Below are 24,146 nucleotides of genomic sequence, written 5' to 3'. Positions count from 1 at the left end.
TTTTTTAAACAGTATGCGGGATGGTCCTATTCAGCATGCGGTTGCACCATCGGGGCGAGCAAGGTAGTCTGTTGCGCAAACAACGAATCCAAAGGAGCCACGATGACAGCCTATCCTCCCGTCACCCTGTTGGTCAGGAATATCGAAAAATCTTCCGCATTCTATAAGAAGGCCCTTGGCTTCAATCTCGCTTGGGACGCCTTGCTTATGGGGGCGTTTGGGCAATGCCTGCGTCTTGTGGAGGCCAAAGATACCACGGCCGGCGGGTGTGTCATTGTGACCATTGAGGTGCCGGATGTGACACAAGCTGTGGCTGCCATTCTGGACAACGGCGGAGGGCGTGCCGAGAAACTTATGGGCGACAAGCCGCTTTATCTTGGTTTGGATGGCGAGATGATCGCCTTGACCCAGCGCGGTTTGCCCGGTGCCGATAAAGTCAAGCTCGTGGTGTATGATTTTGATGGAGTCATGACAGACAACACGGTGTCCGTAGATCAGGATGGCCGGGAATATATCCGGGCAAATCGTGGCGATGGCATGGGAGTTGGCATGATCCGTAAGCTCGGTCTTGAACAGGTTATTTTGAGCACGGAAGTCAATCCGGTGGTGAAAGCCAGAGCCGACAAAATTAAGCTGGAAGCCATTCATGGCATCCGTGACAAGGCATCCGCCCTGCTTGAGTTGGCGGACAAGCGGTCCATATCCGTGGCTGAAGTTTTATTTGTCGGGAATGATGTCAATGATGCCGCTGGTATGGCTTTGGCAGGGTTCAAAGTTGCACCATCCGATGCGCATCCCTCCATTCTCGCCCTAGCGGACTATATTACAACAGCTCGTGGCGGCGAAGGCGTGATCCGCGAACTTGCTGATGTTCTTATCGCTGTAAAAGGGTAATTTTTACCCAAACAGAGAGTTTTCCGGGTTCGTTCTGGACATTTTTGAGACTTTTGGCCTACCGTTTTCCATGAATCCCATTTGGGGAGCCACTGAGACAGTTGGAGTCGGTAATGCCTGAAGCATCATTCGAGAATATCTGTATATTCCATATTTTGGACGGACTTCGCGAAGGGTTGTCGCATTTTTCACCCCCAAGTCGAGCCGCAGTTGTGTACGCCCAGAGCGGTGACGCTCCTCCTCGTATATGTGATCCGCAAAATCTGCTGGAAGGTCACGAACCTAAGCTTCGGGATTACTATCTGTATTCCAATAAATGGCGGGGAGAACCGCCGGAAGGTCAGGAATTGGAGATTATTGATTCTGACAAGGCCGGACTGGACCTGTCAGGTATCATCACTCTGGGAGCACGTTCTCGTCCTATGCATTATCAAATGTGGTTTACCGAGGAACATCCGGATATGTGTTCGTTGGGACCGACCGCAAATTGGTTGGAGTATGCCGCAGAGCTGGTTTCTCAGAATTTTGAAACGTGCAATGTCATGGGTTTGGATATAGCCGGGTTCATGTTGCAGCATTGTGCCAATCATGCCATTCGGAATTTTATTGTGGATGAACGCAGTCGTTTGGGGTGGTTGGATACGCAGATACGTGTTTACCCGTTTTTGGACGCTATTATGGGCGTGTCCGGCACCAAGGAAGAAGGTGCATGGCCCAGAGGTCGTATCGTGGTAGTTGAGCCGAGTCAGCTCGATCAGGTACGCATGATCTGCCGATTCCCTTTGCATGAACAGCCAAGTCTTTCCGACACCAAACATGTGCGTAAGCTGCTACAGGCCGTTGAATTTTCCGGGCGCGTTTTGGTCTCGGACGGTTCCACCGTGCTTGGCATAGCTATTGGTCCCATGCCGGGAGCGTATCTGGCAGCACAATTCAGCGGCACCCATGGATTTTTGTGGATCAAGGATGATCTGGTGTGCAGTTTTTCTGATGGTCGTTTCCATTCTTCCAATCTCAAGGCGAATCTGGTTCAGCTTGAAGAACAATTGTTGGAGACCGATTTGAACATGGAGGAGCAACACGGCCTGCTCCATATCATTTCGCATATGGTTAACCGGGTGCGTGACCGCAAGCATGGGTGCACGTTGATCGTAGACGCGGGTACAAACTTTTTGAAGACAGCGGGTCAGCACTTTGAAAAGCCGTTGGACCTTCAGGAAAGCAGTCAGCTCAAGCTCGCCTGTTCACTGGCAAAATTGGACGGCGCACTGCATATTGGACGAGATCTGAAACTCTACGGCTTTGGTTGTCTTATGGATGGCCAATCCGTTCCCGGTGAGAACAGGGCGCGTGGTGCGCGGTTTAACTCGGCATTGAGGTTCACGGCTGAACATGAGGATATCGTGGTGGTTGTGGTTTCGTCCGACCGGCCTGTTTCCATTATTAAAAATGGTGTGGAACTGACTGCTTTATGTCATTTTCAGCAGATTCGTGGTTTTGCCCGCCCTCCCCTGTTGGCAGAATGGGTGATGAGCTGACCTGATGACCGGTATGTGGATATCCGACCCAATTTTCTGGGTCCTTGCCTTGCCTGCATTGGCCGTCTCCGGCCTGCTTATGCAGATGATCTTATCGTTGTTTCGCTGTTGTGGTTCCTTCAAATTCCGCGGCAAGGCTGTGCAATTGAAATGGTGGATGATTCCCGCCACAAGTTGTCTCTGTTGTCTTGTCTGGGGCATGGCTGTTTTCTATGCCATATTCTTTTCGTCCTGAATCATTTCAAACTGAAATGATTACCATTCATCTTGTCACACAAAGGTCGGATATTTTTCACACTGCGGTCGTGTGTTTGTCACAAATCGTGTCGATTTAACGTGATTGAAGAGTAGGTTTTGCTCTCCCTGTCCGAAGTCTTCGGACAGTTACGGAAGGAGAGATAATGAAACTCAGTGTGAAAATGCTCGTTTTCTGCTTGCTTATAGGCATTCTGCCCTTAGGAGGCATGGTTGGATACAGTCTGTATACCGCGTCCGGGAGTCTGAAGGATCAGGCCAGAAGCAAGCTTGCTTCGGTTAAGGAGGCCAAGCTTCATGATTTGTATGTATTGACAGAGACTTGGAGCAAGGACATCACCATGTATTCCGAGGCCCGATACGTTTACAGCGCATTGGTCCGGTTGCGGGACATCGTTTTTTATGAAGCCAAGCCTGGGCGGAAGATGGATATCAGCAACGAGGATTATGCCCATGCTTTAAAACGGGTGTCTGCCGAGTTTCTTCCTTGGATTAAAGTTCGTGGATATGCCGATGCCCTGATAGTGGATGATACAGGACACATTGTTTTTTCTGTTACCCGTGGCAGTGAGCTTGGCGAAGATATTGCCAAAGGTCACCTTTCCAGAAGTCGGCTCCAGAAGGCTTGGAAACGTGCTCTCGCTGGAGAAACGGTCTTTGTCGACTTCCACCCCTATTCTCCTTTGGAACGTCAGCCTTGTGCGTTTATCGCTGCTCCGATCAGGCGGTATGGAAAAGAGATTGAAGGGGTGGCCATGCTCCGTATTCCTGTAGAAAGCGTGAATGCGGTCATGAGTCCTCGGGCTGGCATGGGAAAGACCGGTGAAGCCTATCTGGTTGGTCAGGACAGGCTCATGCGGTCCGATCTCTATTCTGATGTTGAACAATACAGCGTTGAGGCCTCCTTTGCGTCTCCTCGGCGTGGTGCCATGGATACGTTACCTGCGCGTAAGGGGTTGGCAGGCGAAAAAGGCAGTATGGATGCGATAGATTATCGCGGTCATGAAGTTCTGGCAGGCTATGCGCCCGTCCCGGTGGGTGACACTGTTTGGGGATTGGTCGTAAAAATAGATGCTTCCGAAGCCTTGGCCTCAATCAGCAATCTTGAAAATGCGGCCATTATTGTGGCTGGTTCATCTGCGGTAGGCATCCTCATTGTGACATTGATTTTTCTCCGTTGCGCCCTGCTCCGTCCTCTCAATGGGCTTCGTGAATACGCGGGTAAGGTGGCTGAGGGAGAGCTGGATGCCGTGGCATCAGGGGAATTTAAGGGTGAATTGAAGCAGGTTCAGGAAGCGATTGAATGCATGGTGCATACTTTGGGTGATAAGATGCAGGAAGCTGAAGTCGCTTCCGAGTTGGCCCAGTCTCGTGCTGTAGAGTCAGAAGCCGCCGTGGTGCAGGCCGAAAGCGAACGGCAAGCCCGGACCGATGCGGCCAAAGCACAGCGTGAAGGTATGCTTCAGGCCGCCGGTATGCTCGAAGTAGTTGTTACCGGTATGAAAGAGGCTTCGGGGGTGGTGAATAGTGAATCCGACAGGATTTTGGAAGGAGCCAACAGCCTGAGTCATCGCGTGGAACAGACCGCGACATCCATGGAACAACTGGCAGGTTCCATCCGTGAAGTGGCGGGAAATGCCGAGGACGCGTCCAAGGCCGCCGAATTGGCGCATAATCGTGCCCGTGAAGGGGCTGAAGTGGTTCGCAAGACTGTTCATTCCATTGGCGATGTGCATACCATTACCGAGCAGCTTAAGGTCAAAGTCGCAAACCTTGGAGCCAAGGCCAGTTCCATTGATAAGGTGATGACGGTTATTTCCGACATTGCTGATCAAACCAACCTGTTGGCATTGAATGCGGCCATTGAGGCGGCACGGGCCGGTGAGGCTGGACGGGGGTTTGCCGTGGTCGCGGATGAGGTACGCAAATTGGCCGAGAAAACCATGGACGCCACCCGTGAAGTCGGCGGGTCCATTGCCGACATTCAGGCCGATGTTCAAGAGAACATTCGAGGCATGGACATGGCCGCTGAAAAAGTGGATTCGGCCAATGGGTTGGCAGGAGAGTCCGGCGATGCGTTGAATGAAATCATGGAGTTTTTCGAGGCCACAACACAACAGGTGGAGGCTATCGCTGCCGCAAGCAGTCAGCAATCAGCCGCAGGAGAAGAAATTAATAGAGCTGTTTCGGAAGTTGATGCTGTTTCCAGCAAAACCGCTCAGGCGGTGGGTGAAACAGGAGGAGCCATCGCCGAATTGACCGACCAGATTGAGACGCTGTCCAAACTCTATGGACTGTTCATGCTTTTGGGTGAAGGCGCAGTGCAGGAAGAAGTTGCTGAGTTGGCTCGGGAGCCGTTGCTGGCCAGTTTTGATTGCTTACAACAACAGGATATTCTTCACCGGGCTGTGCGGGAGAATCCGAGCCTGGAGATAGCCTGGATCACAGATACGAATGGTATTCAGGTGACGGATTGTGCCTTGGCACACGATTCTCCAATTGGAACACTCAAGGGTGGCGTCGGAACAGACTGGTCTCACCGTGACTGGTTTCATGAACCCTTGCGTACAGGTGAGGCATATGTGTCGAATATATATCACTCAAAAGTCATTGATGACTATTGCCTGACAGTGTCCACGCCTTTGAGGAATGGAGAGGGGGAGGTTCTTGGCGTGCTGGCCGTGGACGTAAGGCATGACGCATCAAAGCGGGGTGTGACTGATACTGTGTGAGAATCTTTACAGATTGTTTTTTGAACGACACGGGTTGGTCATGAAGACGTTTGTCCGGCGGAGTAAGATTGGATAAAAAAGGATGGCGCTTTCATGATTTGGCTTCAACACGAAAAACATACCCATGAATATTCTGCTTTCAAGATGGCAGAGATATTCAGGCACGTCAGGTGCTCTACCCGTTGTATGGCCTATATTGCTGGGGGGGCTGTTTCGGTTATGGTCATGGTGCAGATGTCCTGTATTTATGGCTTGTAGCGTCTGAAGAGGAAGAAAAGTCCTACGCAGAGGATTATTCCCACGCCCCACCCTGCCGCGTTGGCCGGGATGGCGTTTTCAGCTTCGGCAACCACTTCCGGTGGGTTGACGATTGTGGCTTTATCGGGTGCGGAAATGCCGAATCGAGCCAGTGCCTTACCGTCCAGAATTAATTCGCTATGGACTGGTTGCGGCAGCATTTCCTGAACGTTTGCACCGTGCAGGATACGGTCAACCAGACGGGCGGCATCGAGTCCTACAGTTTTGCCTGAAATCATAAGACCACCGACGATACCCGTCCCCATGAATGCGTCATCCAGAACAAATGTTGGCGATGATATTCTGGTTTTGAGTGTGGCAGCCATGGATTCATCAAGAACAGGTTCTCCTTCCCTATCTTCAGAAAATCCTAGAAAGAGCGTGACTCCCCTACTCGGAATGCTGGATAGAACAGTGCTCAGACCGTCGAGGTCCAGCCCTGCTTCATCACCGGTTTCATGACCTGGAAAAATGAGTTGTGCTCTGTCCATGTAAGGACACATGGCTTTTGTTACCGCTTCCATACGCGCCTTGCCCTGCGTTGTTCCGTCCGCGATGCCTACAACTGTTTGTGTTTCAGGGCGCAGGTTGAAAATAAGGTCCACGACTGCCTGTATGGAATATTCCACGGGCAGCCCTGTGCAATTTTTACATGACGACAAAATATATGGTGCAGGACGAGGGATGGAACAGAAAATCACGGGGGCGTCAGGGAACAATTCCTGACCATATTTTCGAGCAAAGGCGAACGCAATGCGTCCGTCTGTCACTACTGCGAGCGGTGTGCGGTGGGCTTGAAGCAGTTGGTGAAAGACCGTGTCGAAATCATCTTCGTCCATGTCTTCCTGTCCGAGAAATTCCTGGTGAACCTCAGCAATGGATTCAAGCCCTTCTTCCAGCCCTGATGCAAAACTTTTGGTCCATTCGGTGGGGCTTGATTCGGAGTGCAGAAGGATGACTTCGAGGGGCTCGCCGCTGATGGCGAGCGTGGGGATGAGCAAAAGAATCCCAAAAGCTGTCGCTAGTTTTAGCAATTGTAATCACCTGTAAGTACAATGAATAGTGGTCGTCAGCTATCGATAGCCGTGTGATGAGTGGGGGGGGGCTATGCTGACGCTGCGCAAACTTTGTTCCGGCCAGAGTTCTTGGCTTTGTACATGGCTGAGTCAGCAGCACTGACCAGAGAGCTGGCGTTCCACCCTTTTTGTAGTTCCGCTACCCCGACAGAGACGGTAAATTGCAGGGGGGCTTCCGACAATTGGCCATTTGTACGGATACGGAAATCGTAGTTTTCCACATCGGCTCTGACTGCTTCAGATTTGATGGCTGCTCTGTTCAGGTCCATATCTTTCATGATGATGACCAGTTCTTCTCCGCCGTATCTGGCAGCGAAGCCGTCATACTGCAAGGCGTGCGCTGTGAGGATACGGGCCAGAGCGCGGAGGACATCGTCACCGGCCTGGTGTCCATACGTGTCGTTAACCCGTTTGAAATGATCCACGTCGATCAACATCAGACTCAAGGGCGTACATGTATCACAACATTCCTTGACCGCGCTGTTCATGAAGGTTTCCATAGCGCGACGATTGTAGAGTCCGGTCAATAACGGATCAAAATTAGCCGTTCTTTCGAAATGGTCAGCCTTGGCATTGAGTTCTCGGGCCTCGTCTTTGAATTCGGTGATGAGTTCTTGAAACATGCCTCGTACCCTACTGAGAATGGCGGTTTTATTGGTGCCGCCTTGAATGGCGTTGGTTGCACTTGCCTGAAAGGAATCCAGGCGATCACTATGGAGTTTGTTTACTCCTTGCATGGAATTGATGATGTCGTTCATTTCTTGAAGAAGCAGTGCTGCAGATTGTTTTTCCTTGGTCAGTGCTTCTTCAAGTTCCTGAGTGCCGATGTTTTGCATGATATACATGTCGAGCATGGCAACTATGATGTCGTAGCGCTCATCGGAGAAGTCTTTTTTTAAGATTTCTGCACAAATTTCTCGTTGAATTTCAGCCTTTTTTTCATCTGTAAATACACTGAGTTTTGTGAGCAGATTGCGGACGAACAGAATGACAGCCATCCAATTGGGATCATCTCCAATCCCCGCGGTCTTTAGGATGTCGATAATTTTGCCTGTGTCGGCTGAACAGAGTGGGTTTTTCGTCATGGTATAACCGCCATATGTCGAGTGCTACGTGGGCTGTGGAGCTGTTCATAATCGTTCATTTTCTAGGAGCGATTGAGCATTGCACGCCACAGTCAAAATACTCATTTCATAATGAATTATTGTTCTGATAACACTATTGGTGAAAAACCTGTCAAGAGAAAATCGTGGGATATTTTTGGATCACTTGAGGGGGGAGATTACAAAAAAGCACAAAAGAAGTGCGCCTGGCCGGATTCTCCGGCTTTGTACCAGGACCAGACATTTCTAAATATACACTTTATGACGGCCTAGTGCGTTTGTTTTTGGCGCACGGTGCTCTTTCTGTGAGTAGGGCGACTCAATTCGCCATATGTGTTTAAGAAGAAATCGATTTCTATTTCCTCCCACCCTCCGTAACGGTTGTTCGAAACCCCTTTCACGGGGACTTTGCCTTTGTTTCCTTTATACGCTGTCGCGAAAAACGAGGCAAGGGGGTGAGTCAATAAAACTGGTCGGAGTCGTGCAACTGACGGACAGCGTTGGAGATAAAAATGAATATTTTTTTTAGGGGAGTCCTCGTCACCATTCGGAGACACATAAAAAGACGAAGGTCTAATTATGACAATGTATTATCACTATTATCAAAAGGCAAGCATAAAGACGGACACCCTTTAAAAAAGACGTCCTTCGCATGACTGAGGAAGGCGAATGACTTAGTCGTCTTCAAACGGGTCGCTGATGAGATCGAGAACCTTGAGTGGGTCCAGAGCGTGAATAGCAGTATCCTGAACGGATAATTCTTGATCCAGTCCGGCCAATTGGTTTTCAGCGCTTTTAGCTTCTTCACGGCCAAGGTTTTTGGCGACGATATTCATGGCGTCATCCAGTCCTTCGGCGGCACGGGCCTTGAGCTCCTGAATGCGGTCACGGACGATATCTGTGTGGGTTGCGTGAAATTGTGTTTGTTCGATAGCGGGCATGTGTTCCTCCTTGCAGGGTAGAACATATAAAGCAAAACCCGTGCACCAATCGAAAAAGTACAATATTATAATAAGTTAAGTTTTTTTGTAGTTGTTGTTCCGGCATTTTTTTCCGGTTTTACGAACCGGAATGTAGAGGAAGGTGAGTGCAATGAGTAAGAAGAAAAGTCCATATGCCACGCTATAGGCGGTCTCGCTGAAGTCATGGAATAATAATTCTCCGAGCCAGTAACTGATGAAGGATTCGTTGTGACCAGCAGCGGGTTGTCCTGCGGTTCTTCGCAAATTCCCTTCCCAAATCGTGAGCGGGCAGAACATACCGATCAGAGATTCCGTGAGTACAAATCCCATGAGTCCTGCATGAGAATATCGAAACCATGGGTTGTGAATGAATTGTCGGCCAAATACTTTTCCCAGCCAGATAATTGGCAACCCCAAGGTTAGGTAGGCCGCAATAATGAAATGAGTCACCAGAATGGTGTCGGCCAGAATCAGTATCTGGCCGTTCGTCATTGGTCGGAATCCTTTTCAAGGGATGATAGGAAGTGGGTTAATCCTTCAGGGTAACTTGCGCCAGAGGTGAGAAATCCGGAATTATGATCTCCTGCCAGTTCTATAAATGATTTTGGGCCTTGATAGTCATTGTAGAGTCTTCGGCCCAGCGCATATGGGACGATATCGTCGTTGGGGCTGTGCAGGAATAAAACGGGTAAATTGAGGCCTGTGAGATTGGTTGCACTATCATATTGATAACGTGCAAGAAGACGCACCGGTAGCCATGGATACATGTATGCTCCCATATCCGGCACCGAAGTGAAGGTTGATTCCATGATAAGCCCTGCGGGAGTCTGGGAGTCGTTTGCCAACTTTGCGGTCAGTGATGCGGTGACAGCACCACCCAGACTTCGTCCAACAAGAATAATGGATTCCGGTGAAACGTCTTGTTCCTGAACAAGCCAGTCCCAGGCGGCATGGGCATCGGCTGCCGTGGCTTCTTCGCTGGGGTCGCCCAGACTCTGACCGTAGCCTGAATAGTCATAGGCGAAGACGTTGAGCCCAAGATCGTGGAAGATGCGCAGGGTATCTAATCTGTGAGAGAGGTTGCCGCCATTACCATGAGAAAAGAGCAGGGTGAAGCGAGGTGCGGCATGAGGCAGCCACCATCCGTGAATGCGTGTACCCAGCCGGTTAATCAGCCAGACATTTTCATGCATCAGACCAATGTCATTGGGAAAGGCTGTCATTTCCTGTTTGGGATAATAGAGCATTTTGCGCTGGGAGAAATACATCCAGACGATGATTGCTGCATAACACAGGCAGAGAAAGGCAAAAATTTTAAAAGCTGTCCACATGGAGGCAGTATACACAGGCAGGGCGGCTTTGTGGACTCTTTCCATTTGTTCCGGCTTGATTTATCCTGCGGCCATGAATATCGCAGGTATAATACTGGCCGGCGGGCTTGGCACCCGCATGGGGCATGTGAAAAAGGCATTTTTGGAAATTGGCGGCAAAACCATTCTTGATCGATTGCTTTCGGTCTACTGTCCATTGTTCCATGAAATAGTGATTTCGGCGCGTGATCGGGAGGATTTTCTTCAATACGGCCTCCCTGTAGCCGAGGATCGGTTTGAAGCCCGTAGTTCTTTGACAGGCATTCATGCCGGATTGCACGATATACAGGCGGATTACGGCTTTTTTGCAGCCTGTGATGCGCCTTTCGTTCAGGCAGGGCTAGTCAAGCGGCTGCTTGCGGAAGTTACTGCTGATGCTGATGTCGTTATTCCTCTCAAGGAAGACGGCTACCGGGAACCATTGTGTGCCGTATATTCCAAACGCTGTCTTCCGTACATTGAAGCCCAGCTTAAAACTGAAAATTATCGAATTATTGGCTTTTTTGATCAAGTGAAAGTCAAAGAAGTCCCTATTGCTCAACTCAGAGAAGGCGATCCCGATCAAATTTCATTTTTTAACGTCAATAGCCCCGATGACCTCCGCCAAGCCGAAGCCCTCGCCAAAGAACTCGCTCTTTAATTAACTGAATAATCAAGCGAAGCGAGCTATAAAAACTTTAGGAAAAGGAGAGGCTGGCGGGGCCTCCTGTACTTTTTAAAAAGTAATACCTACAGCACGGACGGGTGACCCTTCACCATCCTTGAGCCGCAACGGCAAACAGCAGAAGATGAATCCTTCATCCGGCAATTCACCGACATTGGTCAGATTTTCGACAATAACAAGCCCGTGATCCAGCAAGGCGATGTGCGCCGGTAACGTCCTTGAGTCCACCAGGTCAGGCGATGGTGTATCCATGCCAATTCCCTTGAGTCCCAGCCCTCCGATGAAACGAGCGGATGTCTCTGAAAGAGCAGGGAAGTCAGCGTAGTAACGGTCTGTCTTCCAATGAACGTCCCAACCTGTTCGCAGAATGACGAAATCCAGCCCTTCCATATCCGAGAGAATGCTGAGGTCTGCCGGTTCGATAAATGGTGTGCGCAAATTAGTCAGATTCACCACTGCTCCCCATCCTGCAAAATTGTTTGGCCCCAACCAATCCAGACCGGGTGCGTCAGCAAAAAGGTGGGCCGCAGTGTCGAGATGCGTTCCAGTGTGTGAACTCATTGTCAGGATTGTCTGGGCGAATCCGTCCTTGTTGACGAAATGGGTGCGCCGCAGATTGGCAGACTCGTCGCCGGGGAAAACCGGCATGCCGGTATGAATAATGTGGCTCAGATCAATGACATTCATGGAATCCTCGTCAGATGCTATAGATGTTCATGTTAGGCCGTTTGGTCAGTCTCATGTCTGTTTTGACATACTTTTGTATGACGTCTCGTACGTCGTCCATGGACTTTGCGCCCAAAAATTTGGATTGCAAGCTGTGCCCGAAGGTGAAGTTGGCTGCGAAATAGATAGTAAATAATTTGTATCGTTTGAGGGCATGTACTTCGTTAAAATGTTGGTCCAGAGCATCGGCCAATTGAAAGGCATAGTCGCGAAAACAGGTTTCTGTCGGGGTGTATCCCGCAGTCCATTCAGCAAAAAGCCACGGTCGAGCTATGGCCATGCGTCCAACAGAGACACCCGCACAACCAGTTGTTTCAAGCATTTTCAGGCAATTCTCAGGGGTGACCACATCGCCGTTGCCAAAGACCGGAATGGATACGGCTTCTGTGATGGCTTTAATATGGTCTAGTATCGGTGGCTTGGTGCGTTTGTCTGGCGCTACGCGGGGGTGAAAAACCAGACAGTCAACGCCTTCTGCTTCGAATTGTTGTGCCAATTCTACGGCAGGGCCGATATCAGGGGTCCAGCCCGTACGAAATTTGACGAAAACAGGGATGGAGACGGCCTGACGCACACTTTTCACGGCAGCCAATGCCGCGTCAGGATCTTTTAGAAGGGCGGCTCCAGCATTGCGTTTGACGATACCTGACACCGAGCAACCCATGTTGATGTCCACCCCGAAAAAACCTTCGTTTTCAATTCGTCGGGCCGCAGGAGCCATTTCTTCCGGGGTCGCCCCGAATATTTGGCAGACAAGATGGTCGAGTTCTTCTTCGCGCCAACTGAACATGGTGGAAACCGAGGGCTTTTCAGTCGGAACCCCCTTGGCGCTGCACATTTCCGTGAATGTCAGGCCGCATCCACCGTAACTTTCCAGCACCTTACGATAGGCCACATGCCCCAGTCCGGCCAGCGGAGCGAGCCAGAGCCGGTTGGCTATCTTCTTGCCTCCAATGGAGAGAGGACGGTTCAGCAGGTCGGCCAGTGTGGGTTTAATGGTTTTGTCCATCGCTTTCATGCCACCGGATTCACCCTGTTTTGAGAAATTGTCAATCTGAACACCAAGCGTATCCGAATATAACGGTTACGGCTTCATGTCGCTGGAGATAGGAGGGCTGGCGGAATTGAATCAGAGGTTAAATCATGTCTGCGCCGCTGAGAATTGCCACGAAACGTTTGAAGACTTTCATATCCACATTCTCCCGCATTTCATTTCTGATGAGCGAAAGGGCTTCATAGGGCTGCATGGCTTCGGCATAAGGGCGGTTGGTCGTCAGGGCGTCGTAGATGTCTGCCAGTGTAATGATACGGACGGGCATAGGGACATTATCTCCCTTGATGCCGGAAGGGTAGCCTTTGCCATCCATGGTTTCATGATGGAAGAGAATGCAGTTGATGGTATTCTGCGTCATGGGTAAATGCGCGCACATAGAGACGCCGTGAACCGGGTGTTCCTTGATGATTTCACGTTCAGCCTGAGTCAGCGGGCCACGTTTGTTGAGAATTCGTTTGGGAATTTTAGCTTTGCCCACATCGTGCAGGAGTGCGCCCAGACCAAACTCAAAGACTTCGTGGTCATTCATTTCGTAGGTCTGAAACAGGGCCACGGAATAGATAAAGACCTGCATGCAGTGCGTGTAGGTCTTGTAGTCGTGGGAAATGAACGGTGCCACTGAGGACAGAGAGTTGTCCGCAGCCAGGAATTTTATGGAATTTTTAACCACATCTGCGATGCGATCAAAATGTCTGGCCCGGAGAGCGCTTGGAAGTTTGCGGTCAAAGACGTTTTGCATGACCACATTGGCGGCTTCATAAAAAATCTTGGTGCGGGCCTCAATGGGCAGGTTCTCATCCTGAAGGATTTTCCCCAGATTTCGCTCAATGTATTTTTCGTACTGTGGTTTTTCGGCACCTTGGATGTAAATTTCCTTGATGCCGTTCTTGTGCAGAACCTGACGATGACGAGTGGTAAATTTTTGGCCTGAGGCAGTGTAAAGCACAAAGTCCCCACCCTGCCAGAGGTAGACGGAGAATTCCCCTAGCACCTCCGGAAAGATCATAACTGGAGGGACGGGAAAGTAGGATACCGGCCGAGCGGCACTGATGTTTGTACCCATTTCCCCGTTTCATATAATAAGAGTTGATCAAATGCTAGGGAAAATCGAGAAAATGTCTATACAATAGACGTATAGAATGATGTTAGGACTTACGCGAAGCGTAATTTTTGTTTGGCGCGTTATCATGCTTGGAAGAGACGACTCAAAACTTGTTCGACTTCGTCCAGGTTGACGGGTTTGGCAATATAGTCAGTCATCCCGCTGCTGAGGAACATTTCTCTGTCACCAACCATGGCGTGGGCTGTCATCGCGATGATCGGTACATATGGGTTCAGGGCAGACCCCGGTTTGGAGTTGCGTATGATCTCGGTTGCCTGAACACCGTCCATATCGGGCATTTGGATATCCATGAACACGGCGTCAAAGCTTCGTTCTTTCAGCCTGTCGATGGCTTCTTGACCGTTGCATGCTGTTTCCGACATGTGGCCCATCTTGCCGAACATTCGTGTTGCCATAAGCCTGTTGATTCGGTTGTCTTCCACGACAAGCAACGTGAGGCCGTCCTTTAGGGATTTCGCTGCCGGTCGAAGCGTTTGGTCGGGCATGAGGTCGCCCGGTTCGATCAGGAAGTTGAGTATCAGATGAATAGAGGTCCCCCTCCCGTGTGTGCTGTCCACAGTCAACTGACCTCCCAGAAGGGAAACCAGCCGTTTGACGATGCCGAGCCCTAGCCCGGTTCCCTGATGTCGACGGACGAATGAACCATCAACTTGGGTGAATGGTTCAAATATAGTATCGAGCATGTGATTTGGGATGCCGATGCCGGTATCCTCGACCGAAAAGAGGAGGCTTGTTGTCCCAGCTTTTTCATCTCGACTGAGACTTTTAACGCGTACCTCGACTTTTCCTTCGGTCGTGAATTTGATGCCGTTTCCGATCAGATTGAAAAGAATTTGCTTCAGACGACTTTTTCCGCCAATGACCATGGGAGGGACATCCTGATCGATATGAGCCGTCAGGTTCAACCCCTTGCTTGAAGCTTGAGGTATGAATGGAGACAACACGTCCTGAACCAGGCCTTCAACAGAGAAGGGTTCCGTTAGTACTTCCATTTTGCCGGCTTCGATTTTGGAGAAGTCGAGAATGTCGTTGATGATCGAGAGCAGACTTCTTCCTGACGAGATGGCCGTGTCTACATAATCTGCTTGTTCTATGGTCATGTCGGTTCGTTGGGCTAGTTGCAGCATACCCAACACCCCATTTAAGGGCGTTCGTATTTCGTGGCTCATGTTTGCCAAAAATTCGCTTTTGGACTGGTTGGCGGCTTCAGCCTGTTCTTTTGCCAGCCTGAGATCCTGCTCGAATTCTTTTCGTTCAATGGCCAAAGCTATTTGTTCGGACACCGAGGTCAGCATATCCACGTCCCATCCGGAAAATTGGTGGGGGTTTGTGTATGACTGAACAGCCATGACGCCGACGACTTCCCCTTTGATTTTCAGGGGTGCGCCAAGCCAGGCCTGCGCAGAACTGCCTATCATTTTTTTTTCGTCAACAGCTTTCATACGCAGAAAATCCTTGCGGTCCATATATATTGCATCGCGTTTGGCCGTATTCCTGCCTGATGGCCCTTTTTTGCTGACCAACAAGGGCTTACCGGTTTTAATGACTTCCACGCTCAGGCTGGTGATATTGGTGTCGCTGATGTCGAAAACTTTGCCCATGAAGTCATCTTTTTCATCTTTGAAATATGTGAATTTTAGGTGACATCGACTTGAATCCAGCAGGCCTATAAAAAAGTTTTTCGCGGCTATGTGCTCATTGAGGATGGCATGAATACGTCGATAGAGTTCATCGAGATCAGAGGTGGTGCTGACCGTGTTGGATATGCGGTAGAGAAGATGTGTGACCGCTTCCGTGTATCGACGTTTGGTGATGTCCACGACGGTCCAGCTGATACCCTGATCGAGGTTGTCTTTGTCTACAGCCCGAATGAACAGGGTGATGCGTAACATGATGCCATCCGAGCGGATGAACTGGTGTTCCGCAAGGTATTCACCTTCGGCAAGCAGGGCGGCCTGAATCCGCCTGCGGAAACTTTGATACTGCCTGTGTGATTTGAACAGATGTGATCCGTCAGTATGAAGGAGGTCATTCCTTTGAACTCCAAAAATTTCTTCCGCGCGTTCGTTGATGCGTTGGATTGTGCCGTTGCGGAACATTCCCATGCCTACAAGTGAGTTCTGCTGGATAACCTGCATTTCGCCCAGTGCCATTCTGAGCATGTTTTCCGATTGTTTGAGTTCGGTGATGTCAATTATGGATGCGATGGACTGAGGACCATCGTCCAGCATGGTTACCTGTATATGTATGTGGCGGACTTCACCGGAGGACTTGATGAAGTGAAGTTCGTAGGACGCGGGGGCGTTATTGTTTGATTTTCGGCGATTGTTGTGGTGTTTCAAGACGCGGGCCCGATCTTCCGGCGCGACAAATTCTGTCAGGGACATAACCCCTTCGATGTCTTTCAGCTCTCGTCCGTACAGTTCGGCAAATTGTTTATTGGCTTTGGAGATAATTGTATCTTCATCGACGATAATTGTGGCAGAACCAGTGGCTTCGAAAACTTGTCGATACCGTTGATCACTTTTTTTCTTGGCTTTTTTTGCTTCTACGAGTCGAGTGATGTCCGTGGCCATACCGACAATACCACTGATATTTTTGTTCGGGCCGAAGAGCAGGGTTTTTCGAATGAGAATATGACATTTTTCCCCGTTGAGAGGGAAGGACATTTCGTATTCCTGGCATCCCCCGTGCGCGAAGAGTTGTTTGTCTTTGTCAATAAAAACGGACGATTCTTCTTTTGGTCTGATTTCTTCAATACGTTTGCCAATAATGGATTCCCTGGGCTGCCCTATATAGTCGATAAAGGCTTGGTTGCAGCCAATGTATTTGCCATCAAGATCTTTGTAGAAAATTTGGCTGGGGATGGCATCAATGACGGCCTGCAAGGATGGCTGTTGCCAATCGGAAAGAAAAGTTTCGTGGGTGTAAGGCGTTGTTTCTGGCTGGAGTGGAAGATCGTTCAGGATGCGGTCCAATTCGTCCAGAGCGGTGTCATCTTTGATCACATATTCCCATGCCCCATTTTTGAGTGCTTTGACTACATCCTGTGTTTTGCCACTTGAGGACAAGATGATGATTGGGACGCTTTTAGGGTAGCGAGTCAGTTGGACCAGTGCGTCAAGATCCTGAGTATCCGGGAGATCTGGATCAAGCAGAATGACATCGGGTTGTTCCGAATGGAATAGGGCCATGCCGGAGAATAGGTCCGCCGCCTCAATGAGAGTATAACCGGATGCACGAAAATGCTTAGCCGCCATGGATTTGAAGTTAGGGGCTGCGGCAATAATCAATATGCTTGGTAAACTCACGCGGAGGTCCTTTGGCTGAATCTGAAAAGGGATGATTGATTACCATGCCTTTTGTTACTCTGTCCATGGCGCCTTGTGCCGGAGCCGGGAACACGTTACAGTTACATGATCCAAAATTATCAGGAGATATTTGATGAAACTCATTTTTCTTTCCGTCTTTTGCACCCTGGTCATGTTCGCTGCTCCGGCTCGGGCTGCGGATGCACTGTTGTTTGTAGCCGATAAAGATTTTGCTCCCTATTCGATGCTGGTCGAAGGGGAACCTGCCGGTATCGATGTTGATGTTCTGACCGAGGTGGCTCGACGGGCGGGTGTCAATCTCAAGATAGAGTTTAAATCGTGGGAAACGCTTGTTTCAATGGTGAAAAGTGGCGAGTGCGACGGAGCTACTTCTTTTTTTAAGACTCCAGACCGCGAACAGTATGCCATGTTTATGGATGCCGTGCCGATTCATGTGAGCGATTACGTGATCTTTACCAAGGTCGGCAGTAAGTTCTCCTTCCGTACATATGAGGACCTGCGTGGCAAGATTATAGGCAAGGTCGCAGGTGTTTCTCTGGGGGATGAGTTTAATGCGGCCCGGTCGGGCGGTATTATGGACACCAAGGAATACACGGATATTTCCGATGCGGTGAGAGGACTTTTGGAAGGTGAAATTGACGGGTTTGTAGGAAATATGGATGTGACTTATTATACCTTGAAGCCCATGGGGATGACGAGCTCCATTGTGTATCTTCCCAAGAAAATTATTGACGATAAGCCTTCCTATGCCGTTCTTTCCCGAGCAACTGACATCGAGGGAAAAGATATGCTCATACGTAAGTTCGAGCATGTTATGACTCAAATACGCGAAGATGGAACCTACAATAAAATCGCCAAACGGTATCTCTTCCGATTTTAGATTGATGAATTGATCGACGAAGGCCCGGCATGTCCGGGCCTTTTTTATTGCTTCGTATCGAAAACGGGCAGGGTAAAAATGAATTTACTCCCTTTGTCCGAGCTGCTTTCAACCCAGATGTGTCCTCCGTGATCGTTAATGATATGTCGACATATGGACAGGCCAAGTCCTGTCCCTCTGGGTCTTTCGGTCAGTCCGTCGTGTCCTTGGGTGAATTTGTCGAAAATGGTGTCCAGCGTGGACTGAGGCATGCCTATGCCTGTGTCGGCGACACTGATGCGTATAGTGTCGTCACAATGTCGTGCGCGGCAGGTGAGGCTACCCTCGGGGGTGAATTTTACTCCATTGGAGATGAGATTGACCATTACCTGAATCAATCGGTTGAGGTCTCCGTTGATTAAGGGAAGATCCGGCTCCAGTTCAAGAAGGAGAACCAGATTGGTGTCTTTGAATAATCCTGCCGTGGCTTCTACGGATCGATGGATGAACTCTTGCGGATTGACGGGGGCGAAGTTGAACTCCACCTTGTTTGCTTCCAGCTTGGACAGATCGAGGACATCATTGATGAGGGCTGTCAGCCGGTTCCCCTCAGAGGTTATGATGTCAATATTCCTTTTTACTCGTTTGATTTCCTTGTGGACAGAGGCGGGGGCATCGGGGGTTACAGATGGGAAAACTGTCTTTACCAATTTTTTGCGGATGATATTGGCGAATCCGAGAATTGAAGTCAGCGGTGTTCGTAATTCGTGGGAGACAATGGCCAGAAATTCTGATTTTGCCTGATTGGCCCGGTTCAACTCGCGTGTCCGCTCTTGGATTCGTATTTCCAGTTGAGCATGGCTCTCTCTGAGTTTTTCTTCATTAAATTTGCGTTCGCTGATGTCTCTGGCCATGATGATGGCCCGCCGTTTGCCTTGGAGTTCGACGAGTTGAAGGGTCAATTCAACAGGTACTGACGGAGTGTCCGGGCAGTCTGGGTGGTTGAATTGTGTTTCCAGAGAGATCTTTTGGGTTTTGTTGTGGAAAAGGTTGTTAGCGTGCCGTTGAATATGCTCCGGCAAGATGGTCTTGAAACTGTTGCCTACGAGTATATCCGCTTCGCAGCCCAACATGGTGGTGGTCGAACCTGAAATATCGAGTGTGACACCGGTATCCGCGTCCACAACGAAAATAGCGTCGTTGACTCTGTCGAGCAGGGCGCGAAATTGTTCCAACTCCTCAAGTCGGGTCTTGAGTTCCGGGTAATAGCTTTTGCTGATGGACCGTTTGCCAAGCCCTATAAGTTTTTCACGCTCATTAGCCGGGTCAGGTCTTTTGTCAGCAGGCTTTTTTGAGGATTTCCATGATTTCATTGGCAGAGGGTTGTTTCGGGTTGGTTAGCATGCAGGCATCAGCAAGGGCATTCTCTGCCAGAAGCGGTAGGTCTTCAATCGACATCCCCAGTTCACACAGGTTATCGGATACACCGACGGCCTGTTTGAGGCTTCTGAATGCTTCCAGTGTGTTTCTTTTTATATCGTCATGTGTGGCGTTCGTTGGGTTTTGAGTTCCCAGAGCCTCTCCGAGTTTCAGATATTTTTGTGACGCTGCATCGAAATTGTATTCTATCACATGATCCAGCAAAATTGCGTTACACAAGCCGTGAGGGAGATCCAGTAAGCCTCCGAGGCTGTGAGCCATGGCGTGAACCGCGCCCAGTATCGCATTTGAAAAGGCCAGACCTGCATAAGTCGAAGCAAGCATCATTCCTGTTCGCGCTTCCAGATTGTCTGGCTCTCTGACGGCTGTCAAGAGATGGGTGTTAATCAGTCGGACCGCTTCTAGAGCGTTAAGATCGGTGATGGCCGAGGCGGCATTTGAGGCATAGGCTTCGGTGGCATGTGTCAGAGCATCCAGTCCGGTGTAAGCGGTCAGTTTTTCATCCATGGTTATGGTCAACAACGGATCGATGAGCGCAACATCAGGCACCATTGTTTTGGAAACAATGGCTATCTTCACTTTTCGTTCAATGGCATTTATGATGCAGAATTGAGATATGTCAGCCGCAGTTCCGGCAGTTGTAGGTATGCAGATAAGCGGAGGCCCGGGCCGTTCCACGTTGTCCACGCCTTCAAAGTCAAGAACGTGGCGGTCATTGGTACAGACAATGCCGATGGCTTTGGCACAGTCCATGGGCGACCCCCCTCCTACGGCCACGATGGCATCGCATCCGTTCATCAGGAATATTTCGGCCCCGGCCATGACTTCTCCGTCCCTGGGATTGGGGGTGACACCTGAAAACAGGACGCTGGAGACGCCTTCTTTTGTGAGAGAGTCGATTATCTGACCGGAAATGCCAAGAGCGTCGAGATGTGGTCCGGTGACAACGAGAGGTTTCTTGATGGAAAGGTTGGCTGCGTATTGCCCAGCCAGAGAGGCTGCTCCGGCCCCGAAAATGAATTCGGGAGCAACGAATTTTCTTAATTCGGAAAAAATGTTTTCGACCATGAAATTTCTCCCTTGGGAAGAATTTTAATCAGGCGCTGATGTCATTCAATTGTTCTTTCTTTATTTGATCATGGGAATAAAAAGTATACTATTTAAAAGCATATGCCACACTATGTGTGATCGTCCATAATTTTTATGAGATGGGCAATTTCTTTCAAAAATACGTCCAGATGCTCAGTTATTTTTTTCTGATCCCGACACGCTCTTTCCAATTGGGCGGCGGCATTGGTTGCCTTACTGGCACCGATAGAGGTGCAAATGGATTTGATGGTGTGCACCACGGTGTGTGCGTTGTTTGGATTTTGTCCATCAAGAACCTGTTTGAGTTCTTCGGTTCTGGTGATCAGCTCGACCCGTGCGGCAGACAGAAAGTCCGTGAAAGTTGCAGTGTCCACCCCTAGATATTCCATTGCAGCATCCGGGGTCCATGTCTTGTTTGCCGATTCCGGTCTGGTATGAGGCGGAGTTACCTCTGAGTCCGTCTCCTTTTGTAATGGGACCGTGACAGAGGTGCCTATCAGTCGGTTGATAATGACGGCCAGTTCATGGAAATCCACTGGCTTGGAAACATAGTCGTCCATACCGGCATCCAGACTTTTATCTCTGAATTCCTTGAGGGCATGGGCTGTGACACCGATGATAGGAATGGCCGGGTCAGGTATCGGGCCGCCGGGAATGGCTGCACGGATGGTTTTGGTTGTGGAGATGCCGTCGAGCACAGGCATTTCGATGTCCATGAGGATAAGATCGAAAGACTCTCGTTTAAGGCGGTCGAGGACCTCCAAGCCGGTTCCGGCAACGGCATAGGAGTATCCCAGATCTTCCAGTTTAAGCGTGGTGACCATGACGTTGACGTCATTGTCTTCTGCGATCAGCACTCTGATGGGACGGGATGGAGCCTCTGGCAATGTGCGCTTGGTATCGACCGGTGTAGGACAGGATACCCCCGGTTCGAACCAGACCGTGAAGGAGAAGATACTTCCCTGACCCACCGTTGATTCTACGTGAATCTCACCGCCCATGAGAGTGATGAGTTGATTGCAGATGGCCAGTCCGAGGCCTGTGCCGCCAAAGGCCCGAGTGGTCTGGGAAAAGCTTTGGAAAACCGTATCCATGAATTCCGGTGGAATGCCGATGCCTGTGTCTTCTACTTCAAATGCGATGCCCACTGTCTGTGGAGAGTCTGGCTGTGTTGGGGATTTTGTCTGGAGCACTCGGATCGTGACGGAGCCTCTATGGGTGAATTTGATGGCGTTGCCGACCAGATTGACCAAGACTTGGCGCAGTGACAGAGGATCGCCTTTGACGCAGTGGCGGACAGCGTCATCCACGTGAAGGATCAGATCCAGTCCTTTTTGTCTGGCCTGCATTTCCAGACCTTTGATAGTGGTTTGGACGTGGAAAATGAGGTCGAAATCCACATGATCGAGTTCCAGTTTTTGGGCTTCGATTTTTGACAGGTCCAAGATATCGTTGATGATGGAAAGAAGATGTTGTGCCGAGTCTTGCACCGTTTTGAGGTAATCGCGTTGTTCCTCGTTCAGATCGGTTTGGAGGGTGATGTCGGTCATACCCACAATAGCGTTCATGGGGGTTCTGATCTCGTGACTCATGGCAGCAAGAAATTCTGATTTTGCCCTGTTTGCGGCTTCGGCATCTTCTCTGGCACGCATCAGGTCTTCCTGAGCATTTCGAGTCTGGGTAATGTCATCCCAGGCCCAGATAACACCCTTGTTCAGATTCTCCGGGTCAACAGCCTTGGCATACATGCGGCACCAGACAGGAGTCCCGGTTTTGTTCATGAATGCGCGTTCGGTATTGAAGACCCCGCTGGTTTTGAGGGCTTCCCGTGCTTGCTGTATGAATTGCTCTTTCATTTCCTCTTTTTCAAACAGAGAAGAATGATCCATCGTGAGCATTGTTTCTTGAGTGTGTCCGAATATTTCTGCGCCTCGCCGGTTGATGGTGGCAAGTTTGGGGCCATTGGACATGGCAATGCCCATAAGCGAGTTTTCGAAAATCGCTTCGAATTTGAACAGGGATTGACGGATGCTGTTTTCGGATTCCTTTCGTATCGAAATGTCCCTGACGTTTGCCAGGATGGCATCCTGTCCGCGAAATACGATGTGATTGAGGTATACTTCCACATCGAATTCGTGGTCGTCGTTAACCCGTTTGGCCCGCCATTCAAAATTTTGCGGTTTGCCGTTGAGAGTGTCATGCCAGATAGCGGACAGGCGATAGACTGGATCTTTCCGGCTGGAAAGATCTTTGGCTATGGAAACATCGTCCGGGTGTTCATTCTTGAACCCGTACATGTCGAGCATGCGTTGGTTCGTCTCCAGAATACATCCATTTTTATCGTGAATGAAAATGGCATCTTGAGCAGAATCAAAAACTGTACGCAGTGCCTTTTCCGAGTCCTTCATGTTGCTGGTTCGTGTCCGAACCCGTTCTTCAAGTGTGCGGTGTGCGCTTCGCAGGTCTTTTTCTGCCTGACGGCGTCTGGTAATATTGACGATAAGCATGAGGATAATGAAACTTTGCAATACGGCAAACCCGGCGCCCAGCCAGATGAATCCGGCGTGCGCTGAATAAAAGGATGACGGACGGTTGATGACATCGCTTCCGTCGGGCAGTTCCTCGAGGTCAATGCCGAAGCGTTTCATTTGTTCATAATCGAACATGGGGTTGAATGTATCGTCATGGATAATCGGGATATCGCTGGGTTTGCGTCCTGCCAAAACGTGCAGCCCCATTTGGGCCATGGTCTGTCCCTGAAAGTATCCGCTGGAAAGCAGGCCACCTATGATACCGTGTCCGAGATCGAAATCGAACAGGCCGTAGAGAGGGACATTGGTTCGTTTGGAGATTGCCTCAGTGGCTTCGGTTACATCGAAAAATTGTCCTTCTTTGTCTCTGTTGTAAAGGCCTTGCAGAATGAGCCCGTCACGGGGCAGGGCTTCTACCTCCGCGAGAATTCCGGAAAAGTTCTGGTTATCTGAATAACGAACTGTAATATGGGGTGAAAAATTTGTGAGTTGGTTTTTAATTGATTGGGTGACGGCCTGTCCGGAGGGAGTGTGGTCGTTGATTATATAGATGGACTGGGTGTTCGGATGAAGTTTGAGAGCCCACCAGAGGGTATCTTTGGCGTCTATTGATTCTGACACGCCGGTAAAGAGGGGATGGCCGGCGATGAGTTCTGGACGGAAGGAATTGACCCCGCAGAAGACGACCGGGATATTTGGAAACAAGGTCGAATGATATTGTTTTAAAAAATCAAATGCGTTGTTGTCCGTTGCAAAGATCAGATCCAGCTTAATGCCGTGATACTTGTGTTTGAAAACGTCTCGGAGTTGCCGTGCATATTGTTTATTGAATTCCACCCGCTTGGTGTCCATGTTTTCCATATGCAGGACAATGCCGGTCTCGCGGGGTCTGAGTACGTCGGTCAGCCCTCGAAATATCTCTTCATTCCAGCTGAAATTGTGATGATAGGAGTTGAGGAGCAGGATCTGCTTTTTGCCCCCTGCCCAGGCTGGCGCGGAGAGTATCGAACAGGCCATGAGGATTGCTGCAATCAGCACAAGGCGTGACAGATGGGGGCGAGGGCGGCGTGGCATGGTATTCCCGGGGTTGGTTTCTGTTTG

At 49.8% G+C, this 24,146-nt stretch carries 19 protein-coding genes; 7 read left to right on the top strand and 12 right to left on the bottom strand.

The genetic code is table 11. From position 1 onward, the window contains the following. Nucleotides 1–102: 102 nt before the first annotated feature. The 5 genes from SYK_RS11690 (at nucleotide 103) to SYK_RS11670 (ending at nucleotide 5,677) form a co-directional block, all read left to right on the top strand. The gene (locus SYK_RS11690; protein ID WP_281760447.1) at nucleotides 103–894 is read left to right on the top strand and encodes an HAD hydrolase family protein; all 792 of its coding nucleotides are present in this window, start codon (nucleotides 103–105) and stop codon (nucleotides 892–894) included. Nucleotides 895–1,007: 113 nt separating this feature from the next. Further along, complete coding sequence (locus SYK_RS11685; RefSeq protein ID WP_281760446.1) at nucleotides 1,008–2,432, top strand: diadenylate cyclase; 1,425 nt, start codon at nucleotides 1,008–1,010, stop codon at nucleotides 2,430–2,432. Nucleotides 2,433–2,436: 4 nt separating this feature from the next. After that, on the top strand, nucleotides 2,437–2,667 hold the full coding sequence (locus SYK_RS11680) for a competence protein ComEC (RefSeq protein WP_281760445.1): 231 nt from the start codon (nucleotides 2,437–2,439) through the stop codon (nucleotides 2,665–2,667). Between the two features lie 166 nt (nucleotides 2,668–2,833). Beyond that, entirely contained in the window at nucleotides 2,834–5,419 is a 2,586-nt protein-coding gene (locus tag SYK_RS11675) for a methyl-accepting chemotaxis protein (protein WP_281760444.1), read from the top strand. Between the two features lie 93 nt (nucleotides 5,420–5,512). Further along, the gene (locus SYK_RS11670; protein ID WP_281760443.1) at nucleotides 5,513–5,677 is read left to right on the top strand and encodes a hypothetical protein; all 165 of its coding nucleotides are present in this window, start codon (nucleotides 5,513–5,515) and stop codon (nucleotides 5,675–5,677) included. Here the strand turns inward: SYK_RS11670 and SYK_RS11665 are convergent. The 5 genes from SYK_RS11665 to SYK_RS11645 form a co-directional block, all read right to left on the bottom strand. Continuing rightward, on the bottom strand, nucleotides 5,665–6,750 hold the full coding sequence (locus tag SYK_RS11665) for a type 1 periplasmic-binding domain-containing protein (RefSeq protein WP_281760442.1): 1,086 nt from the start codon (nucleotides 6,748–6,750) through the stop codon (nucleotides 5,665–5,667). The genes SYK_RS11670 and SYK_RS11665 overlap by 13 nt on opposite strands. A 71-nt stretch (nucleotides 6,751–6,821) precedes the next feature. Next, nucleotides 6,822–7,877, bottom strand: a complete 1,056-nt coding sequence (locus SYK_RS11660; RefSeq protein WP_281760441.1) for a GGDEF domain-containing protein — start codon at nucleotides 7,875–7,877, stop codon at nucleotides 6,822–6,824. Nucleotides 7,878–8,569: 692 nt separating this feature from the next. Next, nucleotides 8,570–8,836: a hypothetical protein gene (locus SYK_RS11655; protein ID WP_281760440.1), complete on the bottom strand. Its 267-nt coding sequence runs from the start codon at nucleotides 8,834–8,836 to the stop codon at nucleotides 8,570–8,572. 75 nt (nucleotides 8,837–8,911) lie between these two features. Next, nucleotides 8,912–9,349, bottom strand: a complete 438-nt coding sequence (locus SYK_RS11650; protein ID WP_281760439.1) for a DUF2784 domain-containing protein — start codon at nucleotides 9,347–9,349, stop codon at nucleotides 8,912–8,914. Continuing rightward, the gene (locus SYK_RS11645; protein WP_281760438.1) at nucleotides 9,346–10,233 is read right to left on the bottom strand and encodes an alpha/beta hydrolase; all 888 of its coding nucleotides are present in this window, start codon (nucleotides 10,231–10,233) and stop codon (nucleotides 9,346–9,348) included. Before SYK_RS11645 ends, SYK_RS11650 begins: the two co-directional genes overlap by 4 nt. A 28-nt stretch (nucleotides 10,234–10,261) precedes the next feature. Between SYK_RS11645 and mobA the strand changes: the two genes are divergently transcribed. After that, nucleotides 10,262–10,867 carry a molybdenum cofactor guanylyltransferase gene (mobA, locus tag SYK_RS11640; RefSeq protein WP_281760437.1) on the top strand — a complete coding sequence of 202 codons (606 nt, stop codon included), beginning with the start codon at nucleotides 10,262–10,264 and terminating at the stop codon, nucleotides 10,865–10,867. 75 nt (nucleotides 10,868–10,942) lie between these two features. Here mobA and SYK_RS11635 read toward each other — a convergent pair whose 3' ends face one another. The 4 genes from SYK_RS11635 to SYK_RS11620 all read right to left on the bottom strand — a co-directional run bounded on the left by SYK_RS11635 (nucleotide 10,943) and on the right by SYK_RS11620 (nucleotide 17,105). Continuing rightward, entirely contained in the window at nucleotides 10,943–11,578 is a 636-nt protein-coding gene (locus SYK_RS11635; protein WP_281760436.1) for a cyclase family protein, read from the bottom strand. A gap of 10 nt (nucleotides 11,579–11,588) precedes the next feature. After that, a complete protein-coding gene (locus SYK_RS11630; protein WP_281760435.1) occupies nucleotides 11,589–12,635 on the bottom strand; it encodes a tRNA dihydrouridine synthase in 1,047 nt (348 codons plus the stop codon). A gap of 118 nt (nucleotides 12,636–12,753) precedes the next feature. Next, a complete protein-coding gene (locus SYK_RS11625) occupies nucleotides 12,754–13,617 on the bottom strand; it encodes an HD-GYP domain-containing protein (protein WP_281760434.1) in 864 nt (287 codons plus the stop codon). Between the two features lie 239 nt (nucleotides 13,618–13,856). Beyond that, nucleotides 13,857–17,105: a PAS domain S-box protein gene (locus SYK_RS11620; RefSeq protein WP_281760433.1), complete on the bottom strand. Its 3,249-nt coding sequence runs from the start codon at nucleotides 17,103–17,105 to the stop codon at nucleotides 13,857–13,859. A gap of 133 nt (nucleotides 17,106–17,238) precedes the next feature. Between SYK_RS11620 and SYK_RS11615 the strand changes: the two genes are divergently transcribed. Further along, complete coding sequence (locus SYK_RS11615; RefSeq protein ID WP_281760432.1) at nucleotides 17,239–18,006, top strand: substrate-binding periplasmic protein; 768 nt, start codon at nucleotides 17,239–17,241, stop codon at nucleotides 18,004–18,006. 44 nt (nucleotides 18,007–18,050) lie between these two features. Here SYK_RS11615 and SYK_RS11610 read toward each other — a convergent pair whose 3' ends face one another. The 3 genes from SYK_RS11610 to SYK_RS11600 form a co-directional block, all read right to left on the bottom strand. Further along, on the bottom strand, nucleotides 18,051–19,358 hold the full coding sequence (locus SYK_RS11610) for a PAS domain-containing sensor histidine kinase (protein WP_281760431.1): 1,308 nt from the start codon (nucleotides 19,356–19,358) through the stop codon (nucleotides 18,051–18,053). Beyond that, a complete protein-coding gene (gene ercA, locus SYK_RS11605) occupies nucleotides 19,324–20,493 on the bottom strand; it encodes an alcohol dehydrogenase-like regulatory protein ErcA (RefSeq protein ID WP_281760430.1) in 1,170 nt (389 codons plus the stop codon). Before ercA ends, SYK_RS11610 begins: the two co-directional genes overlap by 35 nt. 110 nt (nucleotides 20,494–20,603) lie before the next feature. Continuing rightward, on the bottom strand, nucleotides 20,604–24,119 hold the full coding sequence (locus SYK_RS11600) for an ATP-binding protein (protein WP_281760429.1): 3,516 nt from the start codon (nucleotides 24,117–24,119) through the stop codon (nucleotides 20,604–20,606). Nucleotides 24,120–24,146 lie beyond the last annotated feature (27 nt).

The sequence above is a fragment of the Pseudodesulfovibrio nedwellii genome, from assembly GCF_027923765.1.
GTDB lineage: Bacteria > Desulfobacterota > Desulfovibrionia > Desulfovibrionales > Desulfovibrionaceae > Pseudodesulfovibrio > Pseudodesulfovibrio nedwellii.
Note: the sequence above shows the minus strand (reverse complement) of the source record. Positions and strands in the feature narration are given on the sequence as shown.